The sequence below is a fragment of the Colwellia sp. RE-S-Sl-9 genome (assembly GCF_048296855.1).
Classification (GTDB): Bacteria; Pseudomonadota; Gammaproteobacteria; order Enterobacterales; family Alteromonadaceae; genus Pseudocolwellia.
Genome location: NZ_CP182631.1, coordinates 3,968,756 through 3,993,720 on the forward strand (window position 1 = coordinate 3,968,756; position 24,965 = coordinate 3,993,720).

19 protein-coding genes are annotated in these 24,965 nt (G+C 36.7%); 11 read left to right on the forward strand and 8 right to left on the reverse strand.

Annotation, left to right across the window (positions count from 1 at the left end):
* Window position 1: 1 nt before the first annotated feature.
* Both ACM9HF_RS17190 and ACM9HF_RS17195 read right to left on the reverse strand, forming a co-directional pair.
* Window positions 2–904: a DUF350 domain-containing protein gene (locus ACM9HF_RS17190; protein ID WP_473612021.1), complete on the reverse strand. Its 903-nt coding sequence runs from the start codon at window positions 902–904 to the stop codon at window positions 2–4.
* Window positions 905–928: 24 nt separating this feature from the next.
* Window positions 929–1,909: a hypothetical protein gene (locus ACM9HF_RS17195; protein WP_473612025.1), complete on the reverse strand. Its 981-nt coding sequence runs from the start codon at window positions 1,907–1,909 to the stop codon at window positions 929–931.
* Window positions 1,910–2,250: 341 nt separating this feature from the next.
* Here ACM9HF_RS17195 and glnE point away from each other — a divergent pair, with 341 nt between their 5' ends.
* Window positions 2,251–5,124 carry a bifunctional [glutamate--ammonia ligase]-adenylyl-L-tyrosine phosphorylase/[glutamate--ammonia-ligase] adenylyltransferase gene (gene glnE, locus ACM9HF_RS17200; RefSeq protein ID WP_473612029.1) on the forward strand — a complete coding sequence of 958 codons (2,874 nt, stop codon included), beginning with the start codon at window positions 2,251–2,253 and terminating at the stop codon, window positions 5,122–5,124.
* Window positions 5,125–5,259: 135 nt separating this feature from the next.
* Here glnE and ACM9HF_RS17205 read toward each other — a convergent pair whose 3' ends face one another.
* Window positions 5,260–5,958 (reverse strand): putative porin, encoded by a 699-nt coding sequence (locus ACM9HF_RS17205; protein ID WP_473612033.1) that lies wholly within the window; start codon window positions 5,956–5,958, stop codon window positions 5,260–5,262.
* A 354-nt stretch (window positions 5,959–6,312) separates the two neighbouring features.
* On the opposite strand from ACM9HF_RS17205, the gene ACM9HF_RS17210 reads away from it, so the two are divergent.
* Window positions 6,313–6,684: a DoxX family protein gene (locus ACM9HF_RS17210; RefSeq protein ID WP_473612037.1), complete on the forward strand. Its 372-nt coding sequence runs from the start codon at window positions 6,313–6,315 to the stop codon at window positions 6,682–6,684.
* A 134-nt stretch (window positions 6,685–6,818) separates the two neighbouring features.
* Here ACM9HF_RS17210 and ACM9HF_RS17215 read toward each other — a convergent pair whose 3' ends face one another.
* Entirely contained in the window at window positions 6,819–7,523 is a 705-nt protein-coding gene (locus ACM9HF_RS17215) for a TcpQ domain-containing protein (protein ID WP_473612041.1), read from the reverse strand.
* Window positions 7,524–7,575: 52 nt separating this feature from the next.
* Complete coding sequence (gene lpxL / locus ACM9HF_RS17220) at window positions 7,576–8,514, reverse strand: LpxL/LpxP family Kdo(2)-lipid IV(A) lauroyl/palmitoleoyl acyltransferase (protein WP_473612045.1); 939 nt, start codon at window positions 8,512–8,514, stop codon at window positions 7,576–7,578.
* A 69-nt stretch (window positions 8,515–8,583) separates the two neighbouring features.
* On the opposite strand from lpxL, the gene hldE reads away from it, so the two are divergent.
* Window positions 8,584–10,011, forward strand: coding sequence for a bifunctional D-glycero-beta-D-manno-heptose-7-phosphate kinase/D-glycero-beta-D-manno-heptose 1-phosphate adenylyltransferase HldE (gene hldE / locus ACM9HF_RS17225; RefSeq protein ID WP_473612049.1), 1,428 nt, complete (start codon window positions 8,584–8,586; stop codon window positions 10,009–10,011).
* 81 nt (window positions 10,012–10,092) lie between these two features.
* Window positions 10,093–11,137, forward strand: a protein-coding gene (locus ACM9HF_RS17230) for an IS630 family transposase (RefSeq protein WP_473612053.1) whose coding sequence is annotated in 2 segments (ribosomal slippage) — window positions 10,093–10,565 and window positions 10,564–11,137 — 1,047 coding nt in all. Because the reading frame shifts where the segments join, the coding sequence is not laid out codon by codon here.
* 202 nt (window positions 11,138–11,339) lie between these two features.
* Here ACM9HF_RS17230 and tolC read toward each other — a convergent pair.
* On the reverse strand, window positions 11,340–12,665 hold the full coding sequence (tolC, locus tag ACM9HF_RS17235; RefSeq protein WP_473612057.1) for an outer membrane channel protein TolC: 1,326 nt from the start codon (window positions 12,663–12,665) through the stop codon (window positions 11,340–11,342).
* Between the two features lie 211 nt (window positions 12,666–12,876).
* Between tolC and ACM9HF_RS17240 the strand changes: the two genes are divergently transcribed.
* From ACM9HF_RS17240 to ACM9HF_RS17265, 6 genes are all read left to right on the forward strand, one after another.
* Window positions 12,877–13,521 (forward strand): NUDIX domain-containing protein, encoded by a 645-nt coding sequence (locus tag ACM9HF_RS17240; RefSeq protein WP_473612061.1) that lies wholly within the window; start codon window positions 12,877–12,879, stop codon window positions 13,519–13,521.
* A complete protein-coding gene (locus ACM9HF_RS17245; protein ID WP_473612065.1) occupies window positions 13,518–13,973 on the forward strand; it encodes a DUF1249 domain-containing protein in 456 nt (151 codons plus the stop codon). The genes ACM9HF_RS17240 and ACM9HF_RS17245 overlap by 4 nt, the downstream gene beginning before the upstream one ends.
* 20 nt (window positions 13,974–13,993) lie before the next feature.
* On the forward strand, window positions 13,994–14,779 hold the full coding sequence (locus tag ACM9HF_RS17250; protein ID WP_473612068.1) for a metallophosphoesterase: 786 nt from the start codon (window positions 13,994–13,996) through the stop codon (window positions 14,777–14,779).
* Window positions 14,772–15,347, forward strand: a complete 576-nt coding sequence (locus ACM9HF_RS17255) for a YqiA/YcfP family alpha/beta fold hydrolase (protein ID WP_473612071.1) — start codon at window positions 14,772–14,774, stop codon at window positions 15,345–15,347. Before ACM9HF_RS17250 ends, ACM9HF_RS17255 begins: the two co-directional genes overlap by 8 nt.
* 61 nt (window positions 15,348–15,408) lie before the next feature.
* A complete protein-coding gene (gene parE / locus ACM9HF_RS17260; RefSeq protein WP_473612075.1) occupies window positions 15,409–17,295 on the forward strand; it encodes a DNA topoisomerase IV subunit B in 1,887 nt (628 codons plus the stop codon).
* A gap of 779 nt (window positions 17,296–18,074) precedes the next feature.
* Window positions 18,075–20,885, forward strand: a complete 2,811-nt coding sequence (locus ACM9HF_RS17265) for a carbohydrate-binding protein (protein WP_473612079.1) — start codon at window positions 18,075–18,077, stop codon at window positions 20,883–20,885.
* A 176-nt stretch (window positions 20,886–21,061) separates the two neighbouring features.
* On the opposite strand, the gene ACM9HF_RS17270 is transcribed toward ACM9HF_RS17265, so the two are convergent.
* Together ACM9HF_RS17270 and fdhD are read right to left on the reverse strand one after the other, a co-directional pair.
* Complete coding sequence (locus ACM9HF_RS17270) at window positions 21,062–23,359, reverse strand: FdhF/YdeP family oxidoreductase (RefSeq protein ID WP_473612083.1); 2,298 nt, start codon at window positions 23,357–23,359, stop codon at window positions 21,062–21,064.
* Window positions 23,360–23,374: 15 nt separating this feature from the next.
* Window positions 23,375–24,223, reverse strand: coding sequence for a formate dehydrogenase accessory sulfurtransferase FdhD (fdhD, locus tag ACM9HF_RS17275; protein ID WP_473612087.1), 849 nt, complete (start codon window positions 24,221–24,223; stop codon window positions 23,375–23,377).
* 176 nt (window positions 24,224–24,399) lie between these two features.
* Between fdhD and ACM9HF_RS17280 the strand changes: the two genes are divergently transcribed.
* Window positions 24,400–24,744, forward strand: coding sequence for a metalloregulator ArsR/SmtB family transcription factor (locus tag ACM9HF_RS17280; protein WP_473612092.1), 345 nt, complete (start codon window positions 24,400–24,402; stop codon window positions 24,742–24,744).
* Window positions 24,745–24,965: the final 221 nt, after the last annotated feature.

Genomic DNA, 24,965 nt, shown 5'->3' on the forward strand with positions numbered 1-24,965 from the left:
GCTATGCCATTAATCCGGTAAGGATCAAAGCAATTGAAATACTAATGGCCATTTCAACACTCGCCACACCAATATTATGTTGCTGATCAACTTCTTCTACTAAGTTAATGCCCCATAAAATCAGTTTTTTAGCTAATGTAGTAAGCACTGAAACTAATACAGTCATAACGATACTAAACACTAACCAACCAAAAAGGTTCGTTAGCAAAGTTTCAGAAGAATAAGTTAAGAAGTAACTTGCTGCGGTTACGGCTAGCGCTGTACTAATAACTTGACCAGCGTAGCGAATAGCTAATGCTGTTTGACCGTCTGCAAAAGCTTCTTGCATACTGTCGCCTTGATTATTGTTAGCGTATTGTTTTTCTTTAATACGTGTAACCATTACTAACATGGCCTGAGATACTACAAAACCAGCGGCAATAGCAACAAAGGTACTAATATTTAAACCATTTACCCAAATAAGTACGGCCCTAATAATAATGGCTGTAGCTATAGCTCCTGCGGCATCAACAATACCTACAGAAATATTATGTGCTTTAATTTGTTCTGTTTTATTAATTTGGTTTAATGCGATACGGTCGTGAACAATGCGACCAATTTTTATTAAAATTAATCCAAAAAGTCCGTAAGACAACATTCCTATTGCTTCAAGTAAATAGCTATCTGCGCTTTCACCCATAATAGCACCGCTTAGTGCAATACCCATCGCGGCAATACTACCTGCAACACTAATTCCAAAGGCAAAGTTATCTTCTTTAGATAATTCGTCAGTTGAATTAACTTTTGCTGTAAAGCCAGAAATAAAGCGCATTGCGCCAAGGAGTATAATAGCGATTGAAATATCAATGGCTAAATATATTAGTAAGTCTTGGTTGAGATTGGTTATATCTATTAATGTATTCATTATTTTTCCCTATTCTGCTACTCGCTATTTGCCGCGTTTAAAGCCACGAGAAGTAGAGCTTGAGCTATTTCTGAAACTGGCGTTTTTAGATGAACTTGAAGAACCTTTAGCGTACGAACTTTTTGATGAGCTCGTAGACTTAAACTTATTAGCACTCGTTTGTGCTGTTCGGCTTTGGCTTGATAATGACGAAGAACCTGTGCGATTTTTACTATAAGCACTGGTAAATTTTTGCCCACGACTTTCAAACGATTTACGAGTACGGGTTTCAAGTGAGTTTTGTTTACTTAATTGACTTGGAGAACTATAACGCTTTCTTCCATAGTCGTTATAATAACTATAGTTTCGGCTACGTCCCCAGTCATTGTAATAGGTACGACGAGAACCAAAAACATCACCCATCATAGAATACATGCCGTACCATGCCCAAAAAGACATACCATTACTGCCCGTAGTCCATTGACCATAGCTTGGGTTACCAATGAGCTGTTCACCTGTACCAAAGTCTTGCGCATTATTTGCTTTAGCACTCTGGCTTTTCGATAAAGAGTTTATTCTAGGTAGTTGTCCGTCAGACATATCTGCTAATACATTTAAAGGGTCGCTAAGGGCATCTGAAAATAACGTAGGATCAGCAGCCTGATAAATATTTAGTAACTCATCATACAAAGCTTGTTTGCTAGCAAACATATTAGGTTGATTTTTAGCTGTGTTAAGTCGATCAACTAACGCAAGGAACATAGGCCCTTCAACGGTTGCATCTTTTTTGAACTGCTCAATTAACGGGGCTAAATTCGGTTTCTGCTTAAGAACATGCTCAGCGTATTGATTAATAAGAACAGCATTTCTTACGCTGCCGTTTTTTAATCCATTGGCTAGTTGTTCAATACGTTGTTCCGAAATAGATGTTTGTTGTACTATTTGCTCATTAATAGGATCGCTACATCCTATTAAGCCAATCGTTAATATCAACAACAATATTTTTACGTGGTGCATTCCTGCCATAGGTGTCCTCAAAAATGCTTGATTATTATTTATTAATATCATCCTTGACATAATATGTCTAATGGTTTGATACGCTATTTACAAAAAGCATAAACGTTTATTCTTACAAGTCTATTTTATTACCATTACTGTAATCGAAAAATGAGTTATTAGTTTAAAATTTTAAGCAACAATCATTTTATTTTAATGAAGGTGATAATCAAAACTTCACACACGCTCAACTAAGTTACTGACTTGTATTTGAGCTACATTCAATGTAAAACATCTCTAAAGAAAAAACAGCCTCTAAAGTTCTCATTTCAATAGATTAATGAAAAATATGCCATTTATTTATGGAGTATATGATGCATAGCCATGTAAAAAAAGTAACTTCTGCTTGTTTAGTGCAGCAACAAGAAAAAAGTTGGATGCAATTTTCTGCTCAACACCCTAATGCAACAGAACAACTTTCAGAGATACAACTCGAACACTTTAAAAGCGCAATAATGTTAAGTGATTACATTTTAAAAAGTGCGCTTCAAGCTCCTGACATTGTAATAGGGTTATTTGTATCAAATTATGTTTATCAAAAAGAAACACCTAACTATCAAAAGTTATTAAGTGATTTTATAAGTGAATGTAGAACTGAAGAGGATTTACATAAAGCACTAAGGTTATTTCGATTACGTGAAATGGTGGCTATTGCAACGGCCGATCTTGTTTTAAATATTCCGTTAAATGAGTCATTAAAACGTTTATCAGAACTGGCTGATGTATTCGTGCAAGGTGCGTTAGATTGGCTAAGTCAATTTTGTTATGAAAAATGGGGAGAACCCAAAAATAGCGAAGGCGAAACTATTCCTTTATTGGTTTACGCCATGGGCAAATTGGGGGGAAAAGAACTTAACTTTTCATCCGATATTGATCTTATTTTTACTTATCCAGAATCAGGTGAAACCCAAGGCGCTAGACGTTCAATTGACAACCAACAATTTTTTACACGCTTAGGGCAAAAATTGATCACAGCACTTAATCAGCAAACAGCAGACGGATTTGTGTACCGTGTTGATATGCGTTTAAGGCCTTTCGGTGACAGTGGACCTTTAGTGTTAACCTTTAATGCAATGGAAGATTACTACCAAGAACAAGGTCGAGATTGGGAGCGTTATGCCATGCTCAAAGCTCGCCTCATTGGTGCAGGCAAGTATCACGATCAATTAGATAAAATGCTTAAACCTTTTGTTTATAGACGTTATATCGATTTTAGTGTGATAGACAGTTTACGCCGAATGAAAATGATGATTGCGCAAGAAGTTAGGCGTAAACAACTCATCAATAATATTAAATTAGGTGCTGGTGGTATCCGTGAAATTGAATTTATTGTACAAGTCTTTCAGTTGATCCGGGGCGGACAAGTTAAAAGTTTACAACAACGAAATTTGTTAACCGTACTTCCTTTATTAGTGGAAGAAGGTGAAGTGCCCGTTAAGAGTATGACAATACTTAAAAGTGCTTATGAGTTTTTACGACGTGTTGAAAACATTATTCAGGCGCTTGGCGATAAACAAACGCAAACATTACCTGACTCTGAATTAGATCAAATGCGAATTTTAGCTGCATTAGAGCAGGATGAGTTAAGTACGTGGCCATTATTTTTAGAGCACTTACAATTCCATATGTATGGTGTTCATAAAGAATTTATCGCGCTTATTGGTGAAGAGGGCTCTCATCATCATATTAAAGATTCACATTGGGTGACTTTATGGGACAGCGATTGGGATCATGAAGAAAGTTGTACGTGGATCAGTAAAGTTAATCAAACATGGAAAGTTGATAGTATTTGGCACCAAATAAGTGACTTTAGAGAGGAACTGACTAAAAAAGGTATTGGTAATCGCGGTCGTCAAACACTAGATAAATTGATGCCGCTACTCTTATTCTTTTTAAATGAAGACAATGTAGAAGATACAACATTAGAGCGCGTACTCTCTATTTTTAAGAAAATAGTTACACGAACAGCTTATCTTGAATTGCTTAATGAAAATGAAGGGGCGTTAAAGCATTTAATTAAATTATGTCGCTCAAGTTTATGGGTAACAGAGCATATTGCTAAGTTTCCTATTTTACTTGATGAGCTTATTGATCCTACCCTATTCAGTAATCCGCCCTTAGAAACTAGTTATGGATCAGAATTACGCGAAACAATGCTTCGTATTCCAGAAGAAGATCTTGAAGCGCAAATGAATATGCTACGTCAATTTAAACAGGTTCAGCATTTACGTTTAGCAGCTGCAGATATATCAGGTGTATTGCCTATCACTAAGGTAAGCGATCACTTAACTGCAATTGCCGAATGTATTATTACTGAAGTGATTAACCTAGCATGGGCACACGTTACACAAAGATTTGGGCAGCCGCTTTCTACTGTAGGTACTGATGATAAAGGTTTAGCTGTTATTGGCTACGGTAAAATGGGCGGGATAGAATTAGGATACGGTTCCGACCTTGATTTAGTGTTTCTACATAATAGTTTGCCAACCGATATGACCAATGGTGAAAAAGAAGTTCCTGCCAGTCAATTTTATGCCAAGTTAGCCCAACGTATAATGCACATTTTTAACACCAACATGGCCAGTGGTATTTTATATGAGCTAGATATGCGTTTAAGACCTTCAGGTAATTCAGGCCTTTTAGCTGTGCATATTGATACTTTTGAAGAATATCAAAAGCAAGATGCTTGGACATGGGAGCATCAAGCGCTGGTAAGAACACGTTGTGTTTATGGTACTGAGTTTTTTGTTAAGCGTTATGAAGAAATCAAACGTAATATTATTGCTAGCCCAAGAGATAATGCTGTACTGAAAAAAGATGTTGTAGAAATGCGTCAAAAAATGAAGTCTCATCTTGATAAATCAACAGAAGATCTGGTTGATATTAAGCAAGGAGAAGGGGGCTTAGTGGATATCGAGTTTTTAGCGCAATACTTAGTTTTATCTCATGGTCATAAACACCCTAGTTTAGGAAAATATTCAGATAATATTAATATTTTTAATGAGCTATGCGCGTTATCTTTAATTAGTGAAGAAGATAAAGATGCGTTAATTTCGAGTTATTGTCATTTACGAGATTTTGGTCATAAGGCGACTCTACAAGGTATTAATTCTTTGATAGCAAACAGCGAGTTTACCGAAGTAGCAAAAAATATAACATCAATTAAGCATAGGTATTTAGTATGAAATTAGCATTGCCGCACTACGAATGCTTATTTTCATCATACTGAATAAAGTACAATTAGTTGAAATCAAATTAAACTTTTAGGGTAATTAAAAAGGGAGACATTAGTCTCCCTTGTTTATTCAATAATATTAGGCTTAAAAGCGACCTGTTATACCAAATAATAATCCATCATCACTATTTTCTAATGAAACATACTCAAGACGAGCTGAAATCGCTGGAGTGAAAAAGTGTTGAGCACGAATGGTGCCGTTAATACCTTCCTCTGTTGAAAGGCTTAACCCTACACTTGATTGAGCAGTCCAAAAGTAGTCTGCTGCAGCTGTAAAGTCGTTATCTAAATTAAGGTAAGACACTTCTACATTAACAAAAGTACCGTTATTTAATGTAGCAATATATTTAGTGTTTAACGCTAAAGAATCAGAAAATTCTTCATCAGCGCCAGAAACTGAAACCATCCAGTTTTTATCAAAAAAGTAGCCGATTTCACCAACAAGTCCAGTGTCATCGCCTCCACCATCAACATCGAAATAAGTTACATCTAAACCAACAAAAAGGTCATTGTGGTAATAGTCAGCACCTAATACTAGTTGATAGGCATCACCATCGAAATCAGTGTAGCTAAGGTTAGCACTAGTGTTTCTACCCATAAACGCAGCTTCAGACCATGCTGTATTATTTGTAGTAACGTTGTTAAGGTAATATGTGCCTTCAAGTTTAATAGTATTGAAGCTATCAATGTTTAAATAATCTACATCAATTTGAGTATTGTAGTCATTAGCTATAGCAGCTGAAGAAAGTAAAGATAAACCGAAGAATACTGCATATGTTTTCATTATATAAATCCTTTATATGTTATGTAAATTCCTAAGAAAAATAGTAGGAAATCAATGGATATACACACAAACTAGTAGCACAAATATACAGTACTATTTGTGCGTAAAATCCATTTCGCGCGCACTATACTGGCCCATAAAAAAGAAAACAAGTATTTTGATATAATTTTTACGGCGTTGTTTTAGCATTGCGGAATAAATACTTTTTGAAAGTTGTCGACATCACAATATAAATCAACTAATTTCTTCATAACTGTTCCTTGTATGGTTCTTGGTAGAAAAAGTACATCGCGGAACGGGTATAGTTAAATTTCATCCCGAACAAGGGGCTTTATTATAATAAGAGAGATATATATGAATTTTTTAGATAAGTATAAAGAGCATACATATGCGGCTTTTCGTATAGTGCTAAGTTTTTTATTTATTTTTCATGGTACCCAAAAGTTACTTTCTTTTCCTATTGAATTTCCGTACCCGATAAATCCTATGATTATGAGTGCAGGAATTATAGAGTTAGTATGTGGGACGCTCGTCATGTTGGGCTTTTATGCTAGAGGGGCTGCATTTTTAGCTAGTGGCACAATGGCAGTTGCTTATTGGTTGGCACATGGACTTAATAATCCATTCCCTATTGCCAATGGGGGAGAGTTAGCCACTATTTATTGTTTTGGCTTTTTATTTATAGCAACTAATGGACCTGGTATGTGGAGTATAAATAAACGTTAAATTGAAAAGGCCTATAATACCAATCGCAATAAGGCATTGATGATTTATACTCGTCTAAATAGTCAATTCATTAATGCGTTTGGTATTATAAAACTAATACATACTGTGAATGCTAGGATAACCAAAAATTCGGTTTAATAACCAGAGTTTGACTTCAATAAGGCACATTCTTCGTCTAGATAAGACTTTGTACCTTCTATAACAACGATAGCACGTGATTGATAACAGAAATAAGTAGAAACACCATTTTGGAAATGCCCGCTAATTCCTTGGCTTAGTTGTAAGGCTGTTTTTAAAATATTTTTATTGATCCTAAAAGCATCTTTAACGACATAATCACGATTAAGTCGCCAATAAACTTCCAGTTTATCTTCTTTAGCATATTCAGATAATTTTTGAAAAACAGTTTCACCAAGTCTAAAAGGTCTTGATTCTGTGGTGCCTTGCCAGTTTCTAGGGTAAGCTCGAACCACTTTTTTGCGTGCATTTAATAGTAACTCTAGGTCACCTTTAGGATCAGGCAAATAAACAATATTATTACGAATAGTGGGTTTATCTATATCAGACTCGCCATTAATATTGGCGTAAAATGTTGATAAACCTGTTGCTGCTTTATTTTCACTTTTTTTCTTTTCTATAGGTTTAGCTTGTGTAGGAGAGGGAGGCTTGGTATTCATTTTGTTTGATGTTTTGTCCCCAATAGCTTGTGCTGGAACGCTAGCTGCGACAGGTTTTTCATCGCTAGCTAACGACATGAGTAAGTCTTGATTAGCAAAAAATAAATAGGCAAGAATAACTAATATCGTGCCAAATATAATATTTCGTATCCAAAAACCCATAAGACCTTACTCATTAATAATGTTAGATAATATATACCTTAACTAACAAATCCTATTTATACAAACTTGGGTCATTTTCATTAGGTCGTGTTTTAAATCTTCTGTGTAACCACATGTACTGTTCAGGCTTACGCATAACCGCTTTTTCAACTTCGTGATTAATGCGGGTCACGTCTTTAATATCATCGTCGGTAGGGAAATCGTCTAAAGCAGGTGTTATCTCAATAGTATAACCACTCCCATCGTCATTACGTTTGGGTATTAATACAAAGGTTTTAGTATTAGGTTGGCGAGCAAAAATAAGTGTACCAGTAGTACTAGCGGTTTCTTTTACATTAAAAAAAGGAACAAATACACTACGATTTCTACCATAATCTTGGTCGGGTAAATATAAGCTAGATTCACCTGTTCTGATGGCTTTAATTAAGCCTTTTACATCTCGCTTACCTAACATGTATTTATTCGATCTGCCTCGGCCTCTGTATTGGAAAAATTCCATTAACTGATTGTTATGCGGGCGATAAAAAATAACTAATTGATGATTAAGCCCAAAACCACGGCCAGCTATTTCAGCACATAAATAATGCATAGCTAACAAAAATACGTTGTGACCTTCTTGCTTAGCTTTTTCAATATGCTCTAAACCTGTAACGGTAAATTTTCGCTTAACACGCCAGTCAGGCCACCACCACCCCATGCCTGTTTCTAAAAGTGCTATCCCTGTACTTTCAAAGTTCTTACGTAAAAGTTGTTCGCGCTCATGTTCAGCCATATCAGGAAAACAGAGTGCTAAATTACGAGCGGCAACTTTTTTTCTGCTTGAACCTATTTTAAATAGAAGCTTACCAATTTGACGACCTAAAAAGAGTTGAAACTTATAAGGTAACCAGGAAATAGAGTACATAATGAGTACGCCAAGCCAAGTTAACCAGTATTTAGGTAATAGAAAAGACAGTTTAAAATCTGGTTGTAAAACTTTATTTTTACTCACGGTATAAATTCAACTCATAGTAATTCGTGTGATACACTATCGCGCATTATATCTGGTATAGGGTACAGGATGAAAGTAGATATTCCAGCTTTTAGCAAAGCACGTGTTTTAGTGGTAGGCGATGTCATGTTAGACCGTTACTGGCATGGTCCAACGCAACGTATTTCTCCAGAGGCCCCTGTGCCTATTGTTAAAGTTAACCATAATGAAGATCGTCCAGGCGGTGCTGCAAACGTTGCATTAAATATTGCCTCGTTAGGTGGAAAAGTCACTTTAGCGGGTATTACAGGTAACGATGAAGCGTCAGAGATTTTAGAAACACGCCTAGCTTCAATGGATATTAATTGCCAATTCGACAAGCAAGATAATACGCCAACCATTACTAAACTACGAGTACTCAGCCGAAATCAACAGCTTATTCGTTTAGACTTTGAAGAGTCTTTTGCTCAAGTTGATAAATCAGTTTTAGCACGCTCGGTAGAACAATTGTTACAAGAACACGATGTTTTACTTTTGTCGGACTACGACAAAGGTACTTTATCAGATGTTCAATCTCTTATTACCGCAGCGAAAAAACTCAATAAAGCTATTGTGGTTGATCCTAAAGGAACTGACTTTAGTAAATATCGTGGAGCAACGTTAATAACGCCTAATTTATCAGAGTTTGAAGCAGTGGTAGGGGCTTGCAATACAGAAAGCGAACTTGTTGCAAAAGGTAATAAATTACTTGAAGATTTAGAGCTTGAAGCGTTATTAATTACTCGTAGCGAACAAGGAATGACGCTATTACGTAAAAATGAAGAAGAATTCCATTTACCAACTCAAGCCAAAGAAGTTTACGACGTAACGGGGGCTGGCGATACCGTTATTGCAACGTTAGCTCTAGCTATTGCGGCTAATGCAGGGTATGACCAAGCAAGTGCGTTAGCTAACGTAGCTGCGGGGATTGTTGTGGGTAAAATTGGTACCTCTACTGTAAGCGAAGCCGAAATATTAAATGCATTATCAACCGGGCAAGAAAGCGGTTTTGGTGTATTAACAGAAGAACAATTGAAAATAGCGGTTGGTTTAGCCCAAGCTCGTGGTGAACAAATTGTAATGACGAATGGTTGCTTTGATATTTTACATGCTGGCCATGTATCTTACTTAGCAAACGCTAAAGCTTTAGGAACACGTTTAATTGTTGCCGTTAATAGCGACGACTCAGTTAGACGTTTAAAAGGTTCAGGCAGACCTGTAAATCCTAACGATAGACGTATGGCTGTGTTGGCTGGTTTAGGCGCTGTAGATTGGGTTGTTCCATTTACTGAAGATACGCCACAACGACTTATTGCTAACATTTTACCTAATGTTTTAGTAAAAGGTGGTGATTATAAAGTGGAAGAAATTGCTGGTGGAGCTGAAGTGATAGCAGCTGGTGGCGAGGTTAAAGTACTTAATTTTGAAGAAGGTATTTCAACAAGCGCTATTATAAATGCGATTAAACTCGAAGATTAATGATTAAATCTTGTTAATAAATGATCGTTATACCAATTAGTCTAATTATGTGATCTAATGTCATTTATTTACTCATAATAAATGACATTGAACACTCATAGCTCACAAGAATTAAAAATACTCTCCAACAAAGTAAAAGATCATCGAATGAGACTGCGCTTGCTAGCCGTTTCGCACTTTAAATCGGGTAAGAATAGATCAGAAGTTGCTAGAACACTTAATATAAGTAGAAGAATTGTTAATGATTGGGTTGCGAACTACATCAGCGAAGGTTTACTTGGTCTTGAGAGTAAAAAACCTACAGGGCGACCTAGCTATCTTACAGAGCAAGATAAAGAAATATTGAGTCAATATATAAAGGCTCAATGCCAATCCGATATGGGTGGACGACTAACGGGTGAGTGTATCCGACTATATATCAACGCTAATTTTGATGTTGATTATCACCCCAACGCCATTTATAAGTTATTAAAATCAATGGGGTTTAGTTGGATAACAAGTCGCTCACGACACCCAAAGCAGTCTGATGAAGTACAAGAAGATTTTAAAAAAATTCGAAAGTGAAATGATCCGCACGATCCCATGGAATGTGAGGCTTAAAGAGATAGATGTGTGGTTCCAAGACGAAGCACGTTTTGGACAGCAAAATACAACGACAAGGCTCTGGGCAGAGAAAGGAACAAGACCGAGAGCCGTTAGGCAACAACAGTTTGAATACGCTTACCTTTTTGGTGCTGTTTGCCCATCAACAGGCGCAACTGAGGCACTGATTTCTCCAGTAATGAACATGGATGTAATGGAACAACATTTGGCTTTAATTTCTCAAAAAACTCAAGAAGGACGACATGCAGTGATCGTTGTCGATGGTGCTGCATGGCACCAAGTTTACCTTGCTGATAAATTTAACAACGTAACGATCATTAAGTTACCACCGTATTCACCTGAGTTGAATCCAATAGAGCAAGTTTGGAGTTGGTTGCGCCAACATCATTTAGCGAATAGGTGCTTTCAAGGCTATGATGACATCCTCGATGCTTGCTCTGATGCATGGAACTCATTTGTGAGTGATGCAAAGCGGGTCATGAAAATGTGTAGTAGAGATTGGATTAAGGTGGGAAAAACTTAAGATGGAATGGTATTACTTTTAATGAGTGCAATAGAAAAGGCAGCGATAGCTGCCTTTTTTAGTTTTAAATATTTAAATACATTACTTAATCTCAACTCGGGTTAATGAATGTTAGAGAATGAATTAAAACTCTCATTTATCAAAAGCTCAACCTGTATCGTTATTTTCCTAAGTAACTTTGCTTATCCCGAGCTGAGGTTATTTACGTTGACGGTAATAAACCATTATTAATATCAACTAAGTCTTGCTCGGTAATTGTACCGGCTGCTTGCTTTAACGATAATATTGCTTGAATGTAGCTGTATCGAGTTGATGAAAGATTACGTTTAGCGTTATATAAATTACGCGTACTGTCTAATACATCAACAATAGTTCTTATCCCAACATCCATTCCTGCTTCAGTTGCACGTAAAGCACTTTCAGCACTAATTACCGATTGTTCTAACGATTTAATTGCTGAAACCGCTGCAATAACTGTGTTGTAAGCATTACGTGTACTTCTTACAACATTACGGTGTGTTTTAGATAAGTCTTGGCTTGCGGCAACATAATTACTTTGCGCTTGGCGTACTGAACTTGTAATAGCACCACCCGTATATAAAGGAACATTAATTTCAACACTGATTGATTGACTATTAAAATCAACCGTTGGTGACGGAATTAATTGATCGTCAATATCAGATTTTGAATAACGACCTTTTAAATCTATGGTGGGATAGTGGCCAGCACGTGCGGTATTAATACTATCTTTACTGATGTCTACACTGATTTTTTGTGAAATTAAGCTTAAGTTTTTCGCTTCTGCTGTTTGTTGCCAGTCGTTAGCACTATCTGGCGTTGGGCGAGAAGCACTAAATCGTTTAGTATTTAATACATCTAAATTACGCGGATAAATGTTGGTAATTTCTCTTAACGCTTCTTCAGCATTAAATACACTATTTTCAGCTCTAATTTCAGCTGTTACCGTGTTATCAAACTGTGCTTGCGCTTCGTGTACATCAGTAATGGCTGTTAAGCCTACTTTAAAGCGTTGTTTGGTTTGATCTAATTGACGTGCAATAGCTTTCTTTTCTGCTTTTGCGAACTCTAGATCGTCTTTTGCACTTAATACATCAAAATAAGCTTTTGTTACTCTAACAATCAATTCTTGTTGAGCCACTTGAAAAGCAATATCACTTTGATGCGCTATTTTTTTAGCGGTACCTAATTTTAACCAAGAAGCATGATGGTATAATTCCATTGATAGACTAGCACCAATCGTTTTGGTTTCCTCATCTTTAGATTTAATATCGTTGCTCTCGTTTTCTGATAATTCATAACTACCAAAAGCGTATAATTGAGGAAGTAAAACAGAGCGTGCTTGAATAATATTTTCTTTAGACGCCATAAATTGAGCATGGGCTTTTAATACTACAGGGTCGTTTGCCTGAGCTTGTTGATAAACATTAACCAAGTTTTCAGCGTTAGACGAGTGGCTAGTTACCATAACCGTTAAGCCAACAATGAGAGATATAATATTTTTTTGCATGGGTTCGTAATCCCTTAAGGTATAATCCGCTTATGAATATAATTTTCATAAACATTTTAATAAACTTATTCTATCTAGCTCAAGTTATTAGCTAAAAGAATTAAGTGTTAAATAATCTATTCTAGTGTAACAAAATATTTAGTGGCATTGATATACACCATTATATTTTAAATACAGCCTCTAGAAAAATGTAAAGCAGGAAGTAAAACCTATGAGTATTAAAAAATCATACCCAGATATTTTAAGATTTAGTCATAAAGATATGACGATAGTTAAAGTAGAATCAAAATTTAAAGGCTTTTTTACTATTAATGAAGTGCATGTGAACCATGCGTTATATGAAGGCGGAACAAGCATTACCCTTAAAAGAGAAATATTTGAAAGAGGCGATGCTGTTGTTTTATTACCGTATGATCCTATAGCCGACAAAGTCGTTATTATTGAACAGTTTAGGTTAGGTGCTATGAGTGGTGATACACCGTGGCAACTTGAATTTATTGCCGGTATGTTTGGGGAAAACGAACATCCCATTGATGTGGCTATTCGTGAAGCTAAAGAAGAAGCGAATTTAACCATTAAAGAAGACGACATTATTAAAATAAATCAGTTTTTCCCTAGTCCTGGTGGAACAAGCGAATGCATATATATGTTTGCGGCAAAAGTTGATGTAACAGAAGTAGGTGGGGTGTACGGATTAGAAGAGGAAGGCGAAGATATTTTAGTGCATGTTATGTCGCGAGAAGACGCTTTGAGTTTATTAGCTCAAGGAAAAATTACCAATGCTTCAACTATAATTGGGTTACAATGGCTTCAGCTAAATTATTCACAATTACAAAAGTCTTGGTCTGCTCTATGATGGTAAAAGCAAAAAAATATAAACCGCAATTAGCCGCATTACTCAATTTATGTGATGTAAACTATATGCTGTTAATTAAATTGCTAGCAGATAAAGAAGAAGTAGGGCAAGAACGTGAATTTTTTATTTCAGACTTTTTATCGTATGCCGTTTCGGTAGATGAAGTGACGCGTTATACCACCCTGATCACCATTAACCAAAATACAGTAGAAGTCGGAAAAGAATTATCTCACCTATTTCAGCCTAAAATGGTTATTCGTTTATACCACGATGCGCGTATGGCAGAAGTTATATCATCGCAAAATATTCGCCAAGTAAAACCTCGATACGACTACCCTAATAAAAATATGCATTTACCTGATGAAAAACAACAAATTAATATATTTTTGAAAGAGTGGTTACAATTATGCCACGAGCTTGGACAAGTTAAGCTGGCACTTGATTTAAAATAGTTTAGAAACGAATTTTTAGTATGAAACACGCCTTAAAAGTTGCACAAATTAGTGATACACACTTGTTTGCAGATAAAAACACATTGCATTGCGGAGCTAATGTTTATCAGCATTTAGTTCATGTATTAACACATATTCAAGGTGTAGAAAAACCTGATGTTATTGTGTTTACTGGCGACTTAACACAAGATCATACTGATGCTTCTTATCAGCAATTTGTTGAAATATTTCAGCAACTTGATATTCAAATTCCGGTTCATTTTATTGCGGGTAATCATGATGAACATCGTCAACTCGAACAGTATTTAACAAATAAATCGTTTAATTCATCAAAAATCATTACCCACAATGCTTGGCAGATACTCTTAATAAATAGCAAAAGCGAAACACCCTCAGGTTATGTATCTGAAGGAACATTAAATGAGCTAAGTAAAAATATAGACCCTGAAAAAAAACAGCTTGTTTTTATGCATCATCATCCTCTTGATGTAGGTTATTTTATTGATAAACATGGTTTAAAAAACAAAACCGAATTTTGGAATGCCATTCAACAGTTTCCTTCTATTCAAGCCATAGCGTGTGGACATGTACATAACGACTTATCGATACAACCCGAACAATCAGGATATAATATTCCCTTATATACGTGTCCAGCAACCTCTATTCAATTTGATCAAACAGCAAATACATCAGCATGTAATGGTCAAGGTGCAGGCTATCGAATATTTGAATTAAGTAACGATGGTACGTATACCACATGCACATATTTTGTAAGCGATTTAGCTCAAGGAAATCACGATGAGTAATTTACTTTTTATCCATGGATTTAATTCATCACCGTTATCGAAAAAAGCCCAACAAACTCAAAAATATATACAAGAACATTTACCTGAGGTTAAGTTTCATTGTCCTCAGTTAGCGACTAACCCTAAAGATGCTATTAACCAGCTTGAACAATATTTTGAAGCATCACCTGCTGAACATTGGGCGTTAATTGGATCTTCATTAGGTGGATATTTTTCTACATATTTAAGTGAAACCTACAATTTAAAAGCAGTATTAGTGAATCCTGCTATTAAACCTTACGAACTCTTATCAGGTTACGAAGGCGAACAAATAAACCCGTATACGCAAGAAAGCTACAGAGTTGAAAAGCGTTATCTTGAAGATTTAATTGCGATTGAAAAGCCCCGTGTCGTAAAAAATAATTATATGGTCATGGTACAAACAGGGGATGAAGTGTTAAATTACCAAGAAGCGGTTGATAAATTTCAAGACAGCCATTTAATTGTGCAGCCAAACGGCGACCATAGCTTTGTTAATTATGAAAAAATGCTACCTAAAATTGTAGAGTTTCTTCAGTTAACAGCGTAAATTGCTCTAAAACAAAGCATAAATAACTTTCTTTATTAAATACAACGAATAGATGACTCAAATGAACGAACAATATAATTCTGATTCTATCGAAGTTCTTAGTGGTTTAGACCCAGTAAGACATCGTCCTGGTATGTATACCGATACATCTCGTCCTAACCATTTAGGGCAAGAAGTTATCGATAACTCAGTGGATGAAGCTTTAGCGGGCTACGCTCAAAACATAACGGTAATTTTAGATAAAGATCAGTCGCTAGAAGTTATTGATGACGGTCGAGGCATGCCGATAGACATTCATCCCGAAGAAGGTGTAACAGGCATAGAGCTTATATTTTGTAAGTTACATGCGGGTGGTAAATTCTCTAATAAAAACTATCAATTTTCAGGTGGTTTGCACGGTGTAGGTATTTCAGTTGTAAATGCTTTATCAACACGAGTTGATGTAGCGGTAAGACGTGACAGTAAAGTCTATGAAATGGCTTTTGAAAACGGTGAAAAAGTTGAAGAGCTACATGAAACCGGCACAGTAGGGCGCAGAAATACAGGAAGCCGAGTTAAGTTTTGGCCAGATCCTGGCTATTTTGATTCACCTAAGTTTTCAGCACGCCGTTTAGCACATCTATTAAAAGCCAAAGCTGTATTGTGCCCAGGCTTAACCATTAAATTTCATGACAAAAATGAAGATGATAAATATGAATGGTGCTATGCAGACGGTTTAGTTGATTATCTAAAAGATTCAGTAAAAGATTACGAATCTTTACCTAAAGAACCTTTTGTTGGTACTTTTACCTCGCAACAAGAGGCTGCCGATTGGGCGGTAACTTGGTTACCTGAAGGGGGAGAAGGGGTTGGCGAAAGTTATGTAAACCTTATTCCAACGGTTCAAGGTGGTACTCATGTAAACGGTTTAAGGCAAGGGTTGCTTGAAGCCATGAGAGAATTTTGTGAGTTTAGAAACTTGATCCCTCGCGGTGTTAAATTAACGCCAGACGATGTATGGGACAAATGTTCATATATTCTTTCAGTAAAAATGCAAGACCCACAATTTGCAGGCCAAACCAAAGAGCGTTTATCATCTCGTCAATGTGCTGCATTTGTTACCGGTGTTGTTAAAGACTCTTTTAGTTTATGGCTGAATGAACATACTGAAATAGCTGAATCGTTAGCAGAATTTTGTATTTCAAACGCACAGCGTAGACTACGTGCAAGTAAAAAAATAATTCGTAAAAAAATTACTCAAGGGCCTGCACTTCCGGGTAAGTTAACGGATTGCGGTAGTCAAGATATAACTCGTACAGAGCTTTTTTTAGTGGAAGGTGACTCTGCTGGCGGTAGTGCAAAACAAGCACGAGATCGTGAAATTCAAGCCATCATGCCTCTTAGAGGTAAAATTCTAAATACATGGGAAGTTGATTCAGGACAAATACTTGCCTCGCAAGAGGTACATGACATTTCAGTCGCTTTAGGTATTGATCCTGACTCTGAAGATTTATCAGAACTACGTTACGGTAAAATTTGTATTTTAGCTGATGCCGACTCCGACGGACTTCACATTGCTACTCTATTATGTGCTTTATTTACCCAGCATTTCTTACCTTTAGTTCAAGCCGGACATGTGTATGTTGCCATGCCTCCTTTATATCGAATTGATGTGGGTAAAGAAGTATTTTATGCGCTAGACGAAGCTGAAAAAGACAGCATACTTGCTCGAATAGAAGCTGAGAAAAAACGTGGAAAAGTTAACGTACAGCGCTTTAAAGGCTTGGGTGAAATGAACCCTCTTCAACTGCGTGAAACTACTATGGATCCTAATACTCGCCGTTTAGTGCAGCTAACTATTGATGAGTTTGATACTACAATGGAATTGATGGATATGTTGCTTTCTAAAAAGCGTAGTGGCGATCGTAAAGAATGGCTACAAAGTAAAGGTAATTTGGTTGAGTTGTAAATTTTAAGCGTTAATTAAATATACCCGTTACCAATCAAGAGGCTATTTCAGAGTGCTTGAGCGATATCAATTCAAGGCAGTGCTTTGCAATAATGGTCGTTCCCTTATAAAAAGCATTGTTGATGAAGTGATTTTGCTCAGCACTTCTTTGATGGATCTAAAAACAATTTATGCCGCGTTATTAACTTTAGTCAGGTTCCTACATGGACGTAGACCTTAGATTTTGTTTGGAACGTAAAATCTGTGCCTAAATTGTTTTTAGTTCCCACTGAAACCTGCATCTTGAATGATAACGGGTATAGTTAGATCTAGGCGAATAATATGACCTATATTATTCGCTTATTATCCCGAATTCGGGTTTATTATTGTTTTACATAATCCTATCTATAATCTTCGTACTCTTAGTCATGATTACCGCAATTGATTTTAATATAAGTATTTGTTTTTAATTTTTATTTTTCGTGTTTTTCTTTGTGGTAATTTCAAAAAGGTAAACGAAAATCCTACATCGACTTATACATAGTCAGAATCTACAAAAGAAAATATTATAAATGTAGTTTATTTTAAATTGTTGATTTAAATATTTATTTTGTTTTTTTTATGTTTTACCTATTTTATCTACAAAATTAATAAAAACTTTGTGTTTGTTTTTTATTCGCCTATATTTCTTATAAGCTACTATTGTTAATTATAAATTTATAATTGTTAATTGTAGACAAAATGGCATTGCAAATATAAAGGTGCGGTGCATTCAGGATGAATTTAAACAGGATTTTTTTATGGAATTTATAAAACAACGTTCTCTACTCAATGCTTGTGTTGCATTGTCTCTTAGTACATTTTTAACACAAGCTTATGGTGAAACAGTGGTTGTTCAAGCGGAACAATTTAACAATTCAGGGGGAACATTCAATGACGGTCAACCTAATCCTATCTCTATATATTCAGTTAATGGCCAAGGAGCTATTAACTGGATTAATAATGGGGATTATGTCGATTATGATATTAATACTAATGGTGGTGAATATACCATTGAATATTTAGTCGGTACAAGTATCGCTTCTAATGCAAACATTGAATTATTTACGAATACAAATAATGCTTGGGTGAGCCAAGGAACAGTTGCTGTGCCATTAGGGAGTTGGGATGATTTTCAGCCATTAACCCATAGTAGTACCGTTACTTTACCTGCAGGTAGTTCAACTATTCGTATTCAAGCCGTAGGTGCTAACTGGCAGTGGAATTTAGAATCTTTTTCATTAGTAGCAGATGATATTGACACTGGTGGCGGAACGGGTGAAATCATTGTTCAGCTAGAAAACTTTGCTGGTACTGGCACAAATGGTCGCGTTGGTGGAGATACCGTAGAAGGCTTTGGACAAACTGCGACAGGTGTTAACTGGGTTACTAATGGTGACTACGGTGATTACAATGTTACTTTTGATCAAGCTGGTATTTACAAAGCATTTTTTACTTACTCTGCACTAAGTGCGGGTAGTTACGGGGCGCGTATTGACTTAAATAGCGCACCAGTTGCTTGGGGTTACTTTGCTGAAACGGGAAGTTGGAATGTTTCTGCTGAGGTTGAACTTTATGGTGGCGAGTTTGTTGTTGAGAATGCTGGGTCACATGTTTTACGTGTAGAGGCTATTGGTGGCTCAGATTGGCAATGGAGTGGTGATAATGTTCGCATTGTTCGTGTAGGTAATGTTACGTCAATTCCGACGCCTTTATACAATCCGAATGATCATAGCGTAGCGGAAATCGAAGGCCCTGTATTAGGCTTACCATTCTTGAAACAACCAGTTCAAATTCCTGTGGCTAACCAAGTATTGAAGTCTGATGTTTGGTATACCTATCCGCAAAATAATCAGCTAGCAGGTTTTGATAACTTTGGTGCCACAGGAGCATTTTGGGGGCATCCACCAGAGGAAAATTTTTACGATGAAACGACCATTGTTGATTGGACTGAGCTGGTTCGCGGTTACCAAGATATAGGTATTGAATATACAGCTCGAGGTGAATTTGATTGGGGATTCCGTTGGTTTACTGAATATGTTACTAACTCATCGCCTCACTATGTTCGTACGCTTGATGATCGTAATGTAAGAATGACTTTTATGGGATATCTTAGTTACGATGGTTATAACAATAATTGGTTGAGTAATCATAGCCCTGCGTTTGTACCATTTATGAAATCTCAAGTTGATCAAATATTAAAAGCGAATCCAGACCGCTTAATGTTTGATACGCAAACCAACTCAACACGTTCAACAGATATGCGCACTTTTGGTGGTGACTTTAACGACTATGCTATGGAGAACTTCCGTGTATGGTTAGGTAAGAAGTACAGTAGTTCTGAACTTTCAGCTATGGGTATTAACAATATTAATACCTTTAACTATCGAGATTTCTTGTTAGCGCAAGGTGTTACACATACTTCATTTACACAGGCAGCTGATACTATTTCTGGTGATGTGCCAATGCTTGAAGATTTCATTTACTTCAACCGTGATGTATGGAATCAAAAATTTGCTGAAGTATTAGATTACATTCGTGTGCAACGTCCTAATATTGAAATTGGTGCAAGTACGCATTTGTTCGAATCACGTGGCTATATATTCAACGAGAACATTACTTTCTTATCGGGCGAGTTGAATTTAGGTGCAAGAACAACGATTGCTGAATTACCAACTAATATTCTTGTTCACTTAAAAGGTGCACAAGCGGTTGGTAAAACACTGGCTTATTTTCCATATCCTTGGGAGTTCGATGAACTTCGTCTTACAAATTCTCCTCGTTTCGGCCGTGGTTGGGTTGCTCAGGCGTATGCTTATGGTGGTATATTCTCTATTCCTGCAAACGTTTGGGTAGGTGGTGATGTATTCACTTGGTCGCCAGGTGCAGATAACTACCGTGATATCTATCAATTCGTTCGTGCACAAGAGAACTTGTTTAATAACTACACCTCGTATTCGAAAGTTGGTTTAGTGCATGCTATGTACTCTTCAATGAAAGCAGGTTTTATTGACGGTGGAAATCAAGTTCAATCAAGTGTGAAACTTCTAACGCTTGATAATATTAACTTCGATATGCTGGTGTTTGGTGATGAAGGACATCCGGTTGTCCCACGTTCTGAAGACTTTGATAAATTTGATCATATTTTCTACGACGGTGACCTTAGCTATTTAACGGTTGAGCAAAAAGCTATATTAGATCAGCAAGGCAGTAAAGTTAGACATATTGGTCAACGTGGCACTATTGCAGGGATAGATATTAATGTGAGTATTAATGGAACACTTGCTAACGAAACAGTATCAGCCGTATCTCGTATTCATGAAACAAACGAGAATGCGCCGTATGTTGTGCACTTGGTAAACCGTCCGTTTGCTGGAGGAGTAACACCAACACTTAATGGTGTTGAGGTGGCTATTCCTCAGGGGTACTTCCCTGAAGATGTAACTTCCGCAACATTGCATTTACCGAACGGTACTAGTACTAATCTTACCGTTTCTACGAACGGCAATGGTGATGCTGCTGTAACGGTTAATAATCTTGAAGTATGGGGAATTATTGAATTTGGTCATTAATTCAATAATATTTTTTTGAGGCTAACTTAATAACCGTTTAATTAATTGAACTGTTTGATACGAAAGTGAATTATCAAATATTTAATGGTTTTAACCTATAAACATGATCAATAAATGATTGTGATTCATTTGGCCTCTAAAGGATAATGATGTAAATACATCATTATCCTTTTTTCTTAAATAATTCTATCAGATACTTCCGCTTTTTTAATGATAACCGCAATAGACTTTGACGTAGGCGTATCGCTTTCATCCCCTACACTTTTTAATGCCACTAAAGGGTTAGCTTCAGGGAAATAGGCGGCAATGTTACCTGCTGGTATGTCGTAACTGACTAACTTAAAACTATAAATTTTGCGTTCAATATCATCTGGCCATAAGCTTTCTACATCAACTAAGTCTTCATTTTTTAAGCCTAAGTCAGCTATGTCGCTTGGGTTCATAAAAATAATATCGCGTTCGCCACTAATACCACGGTAGCGGTCTTCAAAGCCGTAAATGGTGGTGTTGTATTGATCGTGAGAACGTAAGGTTTGTAGAACAAAAACGCGATTTTTTGTTAATGCTCTAATCGATGCGGGTACAATGTCATCAGGTAGTTGATTCGTACTAATTTGAGCTTTTTTAGTTGCAGTATTCCATGTGAATTCCGCTGCGCTATTACCTAAATAAAAGCCACCCGGTTGAGCGAGTCTTTCATTCATTTGATTAAACTCAGGCAAGGTTTGCCCAATATAGTCGCGAATTAAATCGTAATTGTTAGCTAGTTCTAACCATTTTACAGGGGTATCGCCTAATGTTGCGTGAGCAATGCCAGCAATAATTGCTGGTTCTGAACGCATGTTACTGCTGTCTGATTTTACGACACCTTTTGATTTGTGCACCATAGAGAATGAGTCTTCTACAGTAACTGACTGTTCGCCAGTGGCTTGTACGTCAATATCGGTACGACCTAAACAGGGTAATATAATTGAAATTTCACCAGGAAAGAGGTGAGTTTGATTCAATTTAGTAGCAATATTTACGGTAAGTTTACAGCGTGTTAAAGCTTGTTGTGTAAATTCAGTATCGGGGGTTGCAGAAACAAAATTACCTCCTAAGGCTGTGAACACCTTGCTCTCGCCTGAAAGCATAGCTTCAATCGCCTCAACAACATTATGACCATTTTCTTTAGGTGGAGTGAATGAAAACACTCGAGACAAATTATCTAAAAACTTAGCATCAGGTTTCTCATTAATGCCCATGGTTCGGTCACCTTGAACATTTGAATGACCTCTAACAGGACAAAGCCCTGCACCGGGTTTACCTATGTTGCCAAACAGTAATTGTAAGTTGGTGATCTCTTGAATAGTAGCAACGGAATGTTTGTGCTGGGTAATTCCCATCGCCCACGTAATAATAACGCTTTTGGCTTTTTGGTAAATGCTTGCTGCTTGCGTTAATTCTTCAATACTTAGGCCTGACTGCTGGGTAATATGTTCCCATGTTGTTGCTTCTACCGTTTGTAAGTAATCATCTAACCCTTGTGTGTGTTCGTTTATAAACTCAAGATCGAAAACACTTTTATTATCTTTTTGTGCGGCCTTGTGTTGTTCAAGTAACACTTTAACCATGCCTCGAACACACGCCATATCACCACCTAAATTAGGGGTGAAATAATGCTGTGAAATTTGAGTTGCGCCGCCTGATAGCATTTCAACCGGAGATTGAGGATTAGCAAATCGCTCTAAGCCTCTTTCCTTTAATGGGTTGAAAGTCACTATGCTAGCTCCTCGGCGAGAGGCATGGCTTAATGAATCAAGCATTCTTGGGTGATTTGTTCCGGGATTTTGCCCAAAGACAAAAATAGCATCGGCTTTTTCAAAATCATCAATTTTTATGGTGCCTTTACCAATACCTATTGATTGTTTAAGGGCAACGCCGCTGGCTTCGTGACACATGTTTGAACAATCGGGAAAGTTGTTAGTGCCAAATTTTCGAACGAAAAGTTGATATAAAAAAGCAGCCTCGTTGCTGGCGCGGCCTGAAGTATAAAATTCTGCTTGGTTGGGGCTTTCTAACGCATTAAGTTGTTGAGCAATAATGGCAAAGGCCTTGTCCCAAGATAATGGTTCGTAATGATCGGTTGTTCTATTATAAATAAGCGGTTCAGCTAAGCGACCTTGGTATTCTAAAAAGTAGCCCGTTTGTTTTTGTAACCAGCTAACTGAATGTTCTTTAAAAAATGCTTCGCCAATGCGGCGTGAGGTTGCTTCCCAGTTAACAGCTTTTGCGCCATTTTCACAAAAGCGGAATCGACCCGGTTCGTCTTTTTCACCCCACGCACAACCGGGGCAGTCAAACCCATGATCTTGATTTGTTTTAAGTAGGTTTTTAATGTTTTTAGCAATATTGTCACTTTTAAATAAGTGAGTTGCTGTGCTTTTTAATGCACCCCAGCCACCCGCGTGACCCTTATAATTTTTTACTGACATTTTATAACCTACTTGTTATGCGTTATGGTAATTATAATCAATGCGATGATTGCCATGATATACGTTAAATTTATTATTTTTAGTAAAACCAATTAAAGTAATATTGAACTGAATAGCGGCCGATATGGCTAAGCTTGAAGGCGCACCAATAGCTATTATTACAGGAATAGCGGCAGTAATGGCTTTTTGTATTAATTCAAAGCTTACTCGACCGCTGAGTACTAAAATTGATTGTGTTGTCATTTTTTCTTTAAGAAACACATCGCCAATCACTTTATCTACCGCATTATGACGACCAACATCTTCGTAAACGCATACCCATTGGTTATTGCTAATATAGCCAGCGCCATGCACCGCACCAGATAAATTAAATAGCGGCTGATGACTATTAAGTGCTTTTGCTATTTCAATAATCTTATCACTTTTTAACCATAAGTCAGTGTTATCGATAACACTATCCGTTTTAATTGCTAAGCCATTAAGTGAGGTTTTTCCACAAATTCCGCAACTTGACTGACTAGGGAAAGAACGTGTTATTTTTTGCCAATCAGGTTGTACGTTAGGTGCAAGTTTAACAATAAGGTGATTGTTAGTTATAGCTTCATCTGGAGGGGTAATATTTACAATATCGTGTATTGATTTAATAATTTGTTCGTTAAATAAGAAACCTGTGATCAGGGTATTATCGTGATCAGGAGTTCTCATTATTACGGTGAGATCTACCGTTTTGTATGTTTTTGATTCTTTATCTAAAAAAGACAGGCTGATCAATAAAGGCTCTTCAATAATAGCATAATCGTCGATAGCACTATGCGTACTGCCGTTATAGTGGCGTTGGTTAACTTTTTTTAAACCGCAGATCATTAATTGTTAGGCTTTATGAGGTAATTAGTCGCATTAGTATATAACTCTTCGTAGATTGGAATAAAGAATAAGAGGTCCAATTACATTAGTTTTCGAAAGAAGTACTTTTATCATCTTGTAAATTATTTTATAAAACCTTAACATATATGAAATATCATATATGTTAAGGTTGTTTTATGGATCCTGTTTTATTTTTTAAAAACCTAGCGGAAGAAACAAGATTAAAAATTTTGTTATTAACTTTAGCTGAAACAGAACTTTGCGTGTGTGAGTTAGTGCAAGCAATGGAATTATCTCAGCCTAAAATATCTAGGCATTTGGCACAGTTACGAAAGCATGGTTTGTTAACGGATAGAAAAGAAGGCAAATGGGTTTTTTATTCAATTGGTTCTGATATTCCTCAATGGCAAAAAGAGTCGTTAGCGGTATGTGCCGTAAATAATGAAGACTACATTAAATCAATAAAAGAAAAGTTAAATCATTGGGGTGACAGACCTAATAGACAGCAGCAATGTTGTTAACTGTCTCCATCATTGGTGTTAATGGTCGCTAAAAGCGATAAGTCGCTAACAACATAGCGAATAAAAGCTCTTATGAGTATAACCCTATTTAAGCAACTTCCACGGTAACTAAACAATTACCTTTAATGACAGGGCCTTTACCTTAACTGATTGTGCTTTGCGCATGCTTGTTGTGCTGCACTTTTATACCCTTAGGTATTCACCTTTAAACATTGCGATGT

What these genes read in the sequence shown, in the direction of transcription:
- ACM9HF_RS17190 (WP_473612021.1), bottom strand. Translation starts at nt 904, where the DNA reads ATGAATACATTAATAGATATAACCAATCTCAACCAAGACTTACTAATA.
- ACM9HF_RS17195 (WP_473612025.1), bottom strand. Translation starts at nt 1,909, where the DNA reads ATGGCAGGAATGCACCACGTAAAAATATTGTTGTTGATATTAACGATT.
- glnE (WP_473612029.1), top strand. Translation starts at nt 2,251, where the DNA reads ATGATGCATAGCCATGTAAAAAAAGTAACTTCTGCTTGTTTAGTGCAG.
- ACM9HF_RS17205 (WP_473612033.1), bottom strand. Translation starts at nt 5,958, where the DNA reads ATGAAAACATATGCAGTATTCTTCGGTTTATCTTTACTTTCTTCAGCT.
- ACM9HF_RS17210 (WP_473612037.1), top strand. Translation starts at nt 6,313, where the DNA reads ATGAATTTTTTAGATAAGTATAAAGAGCATACATATGCGGCTTTTCGT.
- ACM9HF_RS17215 (WP_473612041.1), bottom strand. Translation starts at nt 7,523, where the DNA reads ATGGGTTTTTGGATACGAAATATTATATTTGGCACGATATTAGTTATT.
- hldE (WP_473612049.1), top strand. Translation starts at nt 8,584, where the DNA reads ATGAAAGTAGATATTCCAGCTTTTAGCAAAGCACGTGTTTTAGTGGTA.
- tolC (WP_473612057.1), bottom strand. Translation starts at nt 12,665, where the DNA reads ATGCAAAAAAATATTATATCTCTCATTGTTGGCTTAACGGTTATGGTA.
- ACM9HF_RS17240 (WP_473612061.1), top strand. Translation starts at nt 12,877, where the DNA reads ATGAGTATTAAAAAATCATACCCAGATATTTTAAGATTTAGTCATAAA.
- ACM9HF_RS17245 (WP_473612065.1), top strand. Translation starts at nt 13,518, where the DNA reads ATGATGGTAAAAGCAAAAAAATATAAACCGCAATTAGCCGCATTACTC.
- ACM9HF_RS17250 (WP_473612068.1), top strand. Translation starts at nt 13,994, where the DNA reads ATGAAACACGCCTTAAAAGTTGCACAAATTAGTGATACACACTTGTTT.
- ACM9HF_RS17255 (WP_473612071.1), top strand. Translation starts at nt 14,772, where the DNA reads ATGAGTAATTTACTTTTTATCCATGGATTTAATTCATCACCGTTATCG.
- parE (WP_473612075.1), top strand. Translation starts at nt 15,409, where the DNA reads ATGAACGAACAATATAATTCTGATTCTATCGAAGTTCTTAGTGGTTTA.
- ACM9HF_RS17265 (WP_473612079.1), top strand. Translation starts at nt 18,075, where the DNA reads ATGGAATTTATAAAACAACGTTCTCTACTCAATGCTTGTGTTGCATTG.
- ACM9HF_RS17270 (WP_473612083.1), bottom strand. Translation starts at nt 23,359, where the DNA reads ATGTCAGTAAAAAATTATAAGGGTCACGCGGGTGGCTGGGGTGCATTA.
- fdhD (WP_473612087.1), bottom strand. Translation starts at nt 24,223, where the DNA reads ATGATCTGCGGTTTAAAAAAAGTTAACCAACGCCACTATAACGGCAGT.
- ACM9HF_RS17280 (WP_473612092.1), top strand. Translation starts at nt 24,400, where the DNA reads ATGGATCCTGTTTTATTTTTTAAAAACCTAGCGGAAGAAACAAGATTA.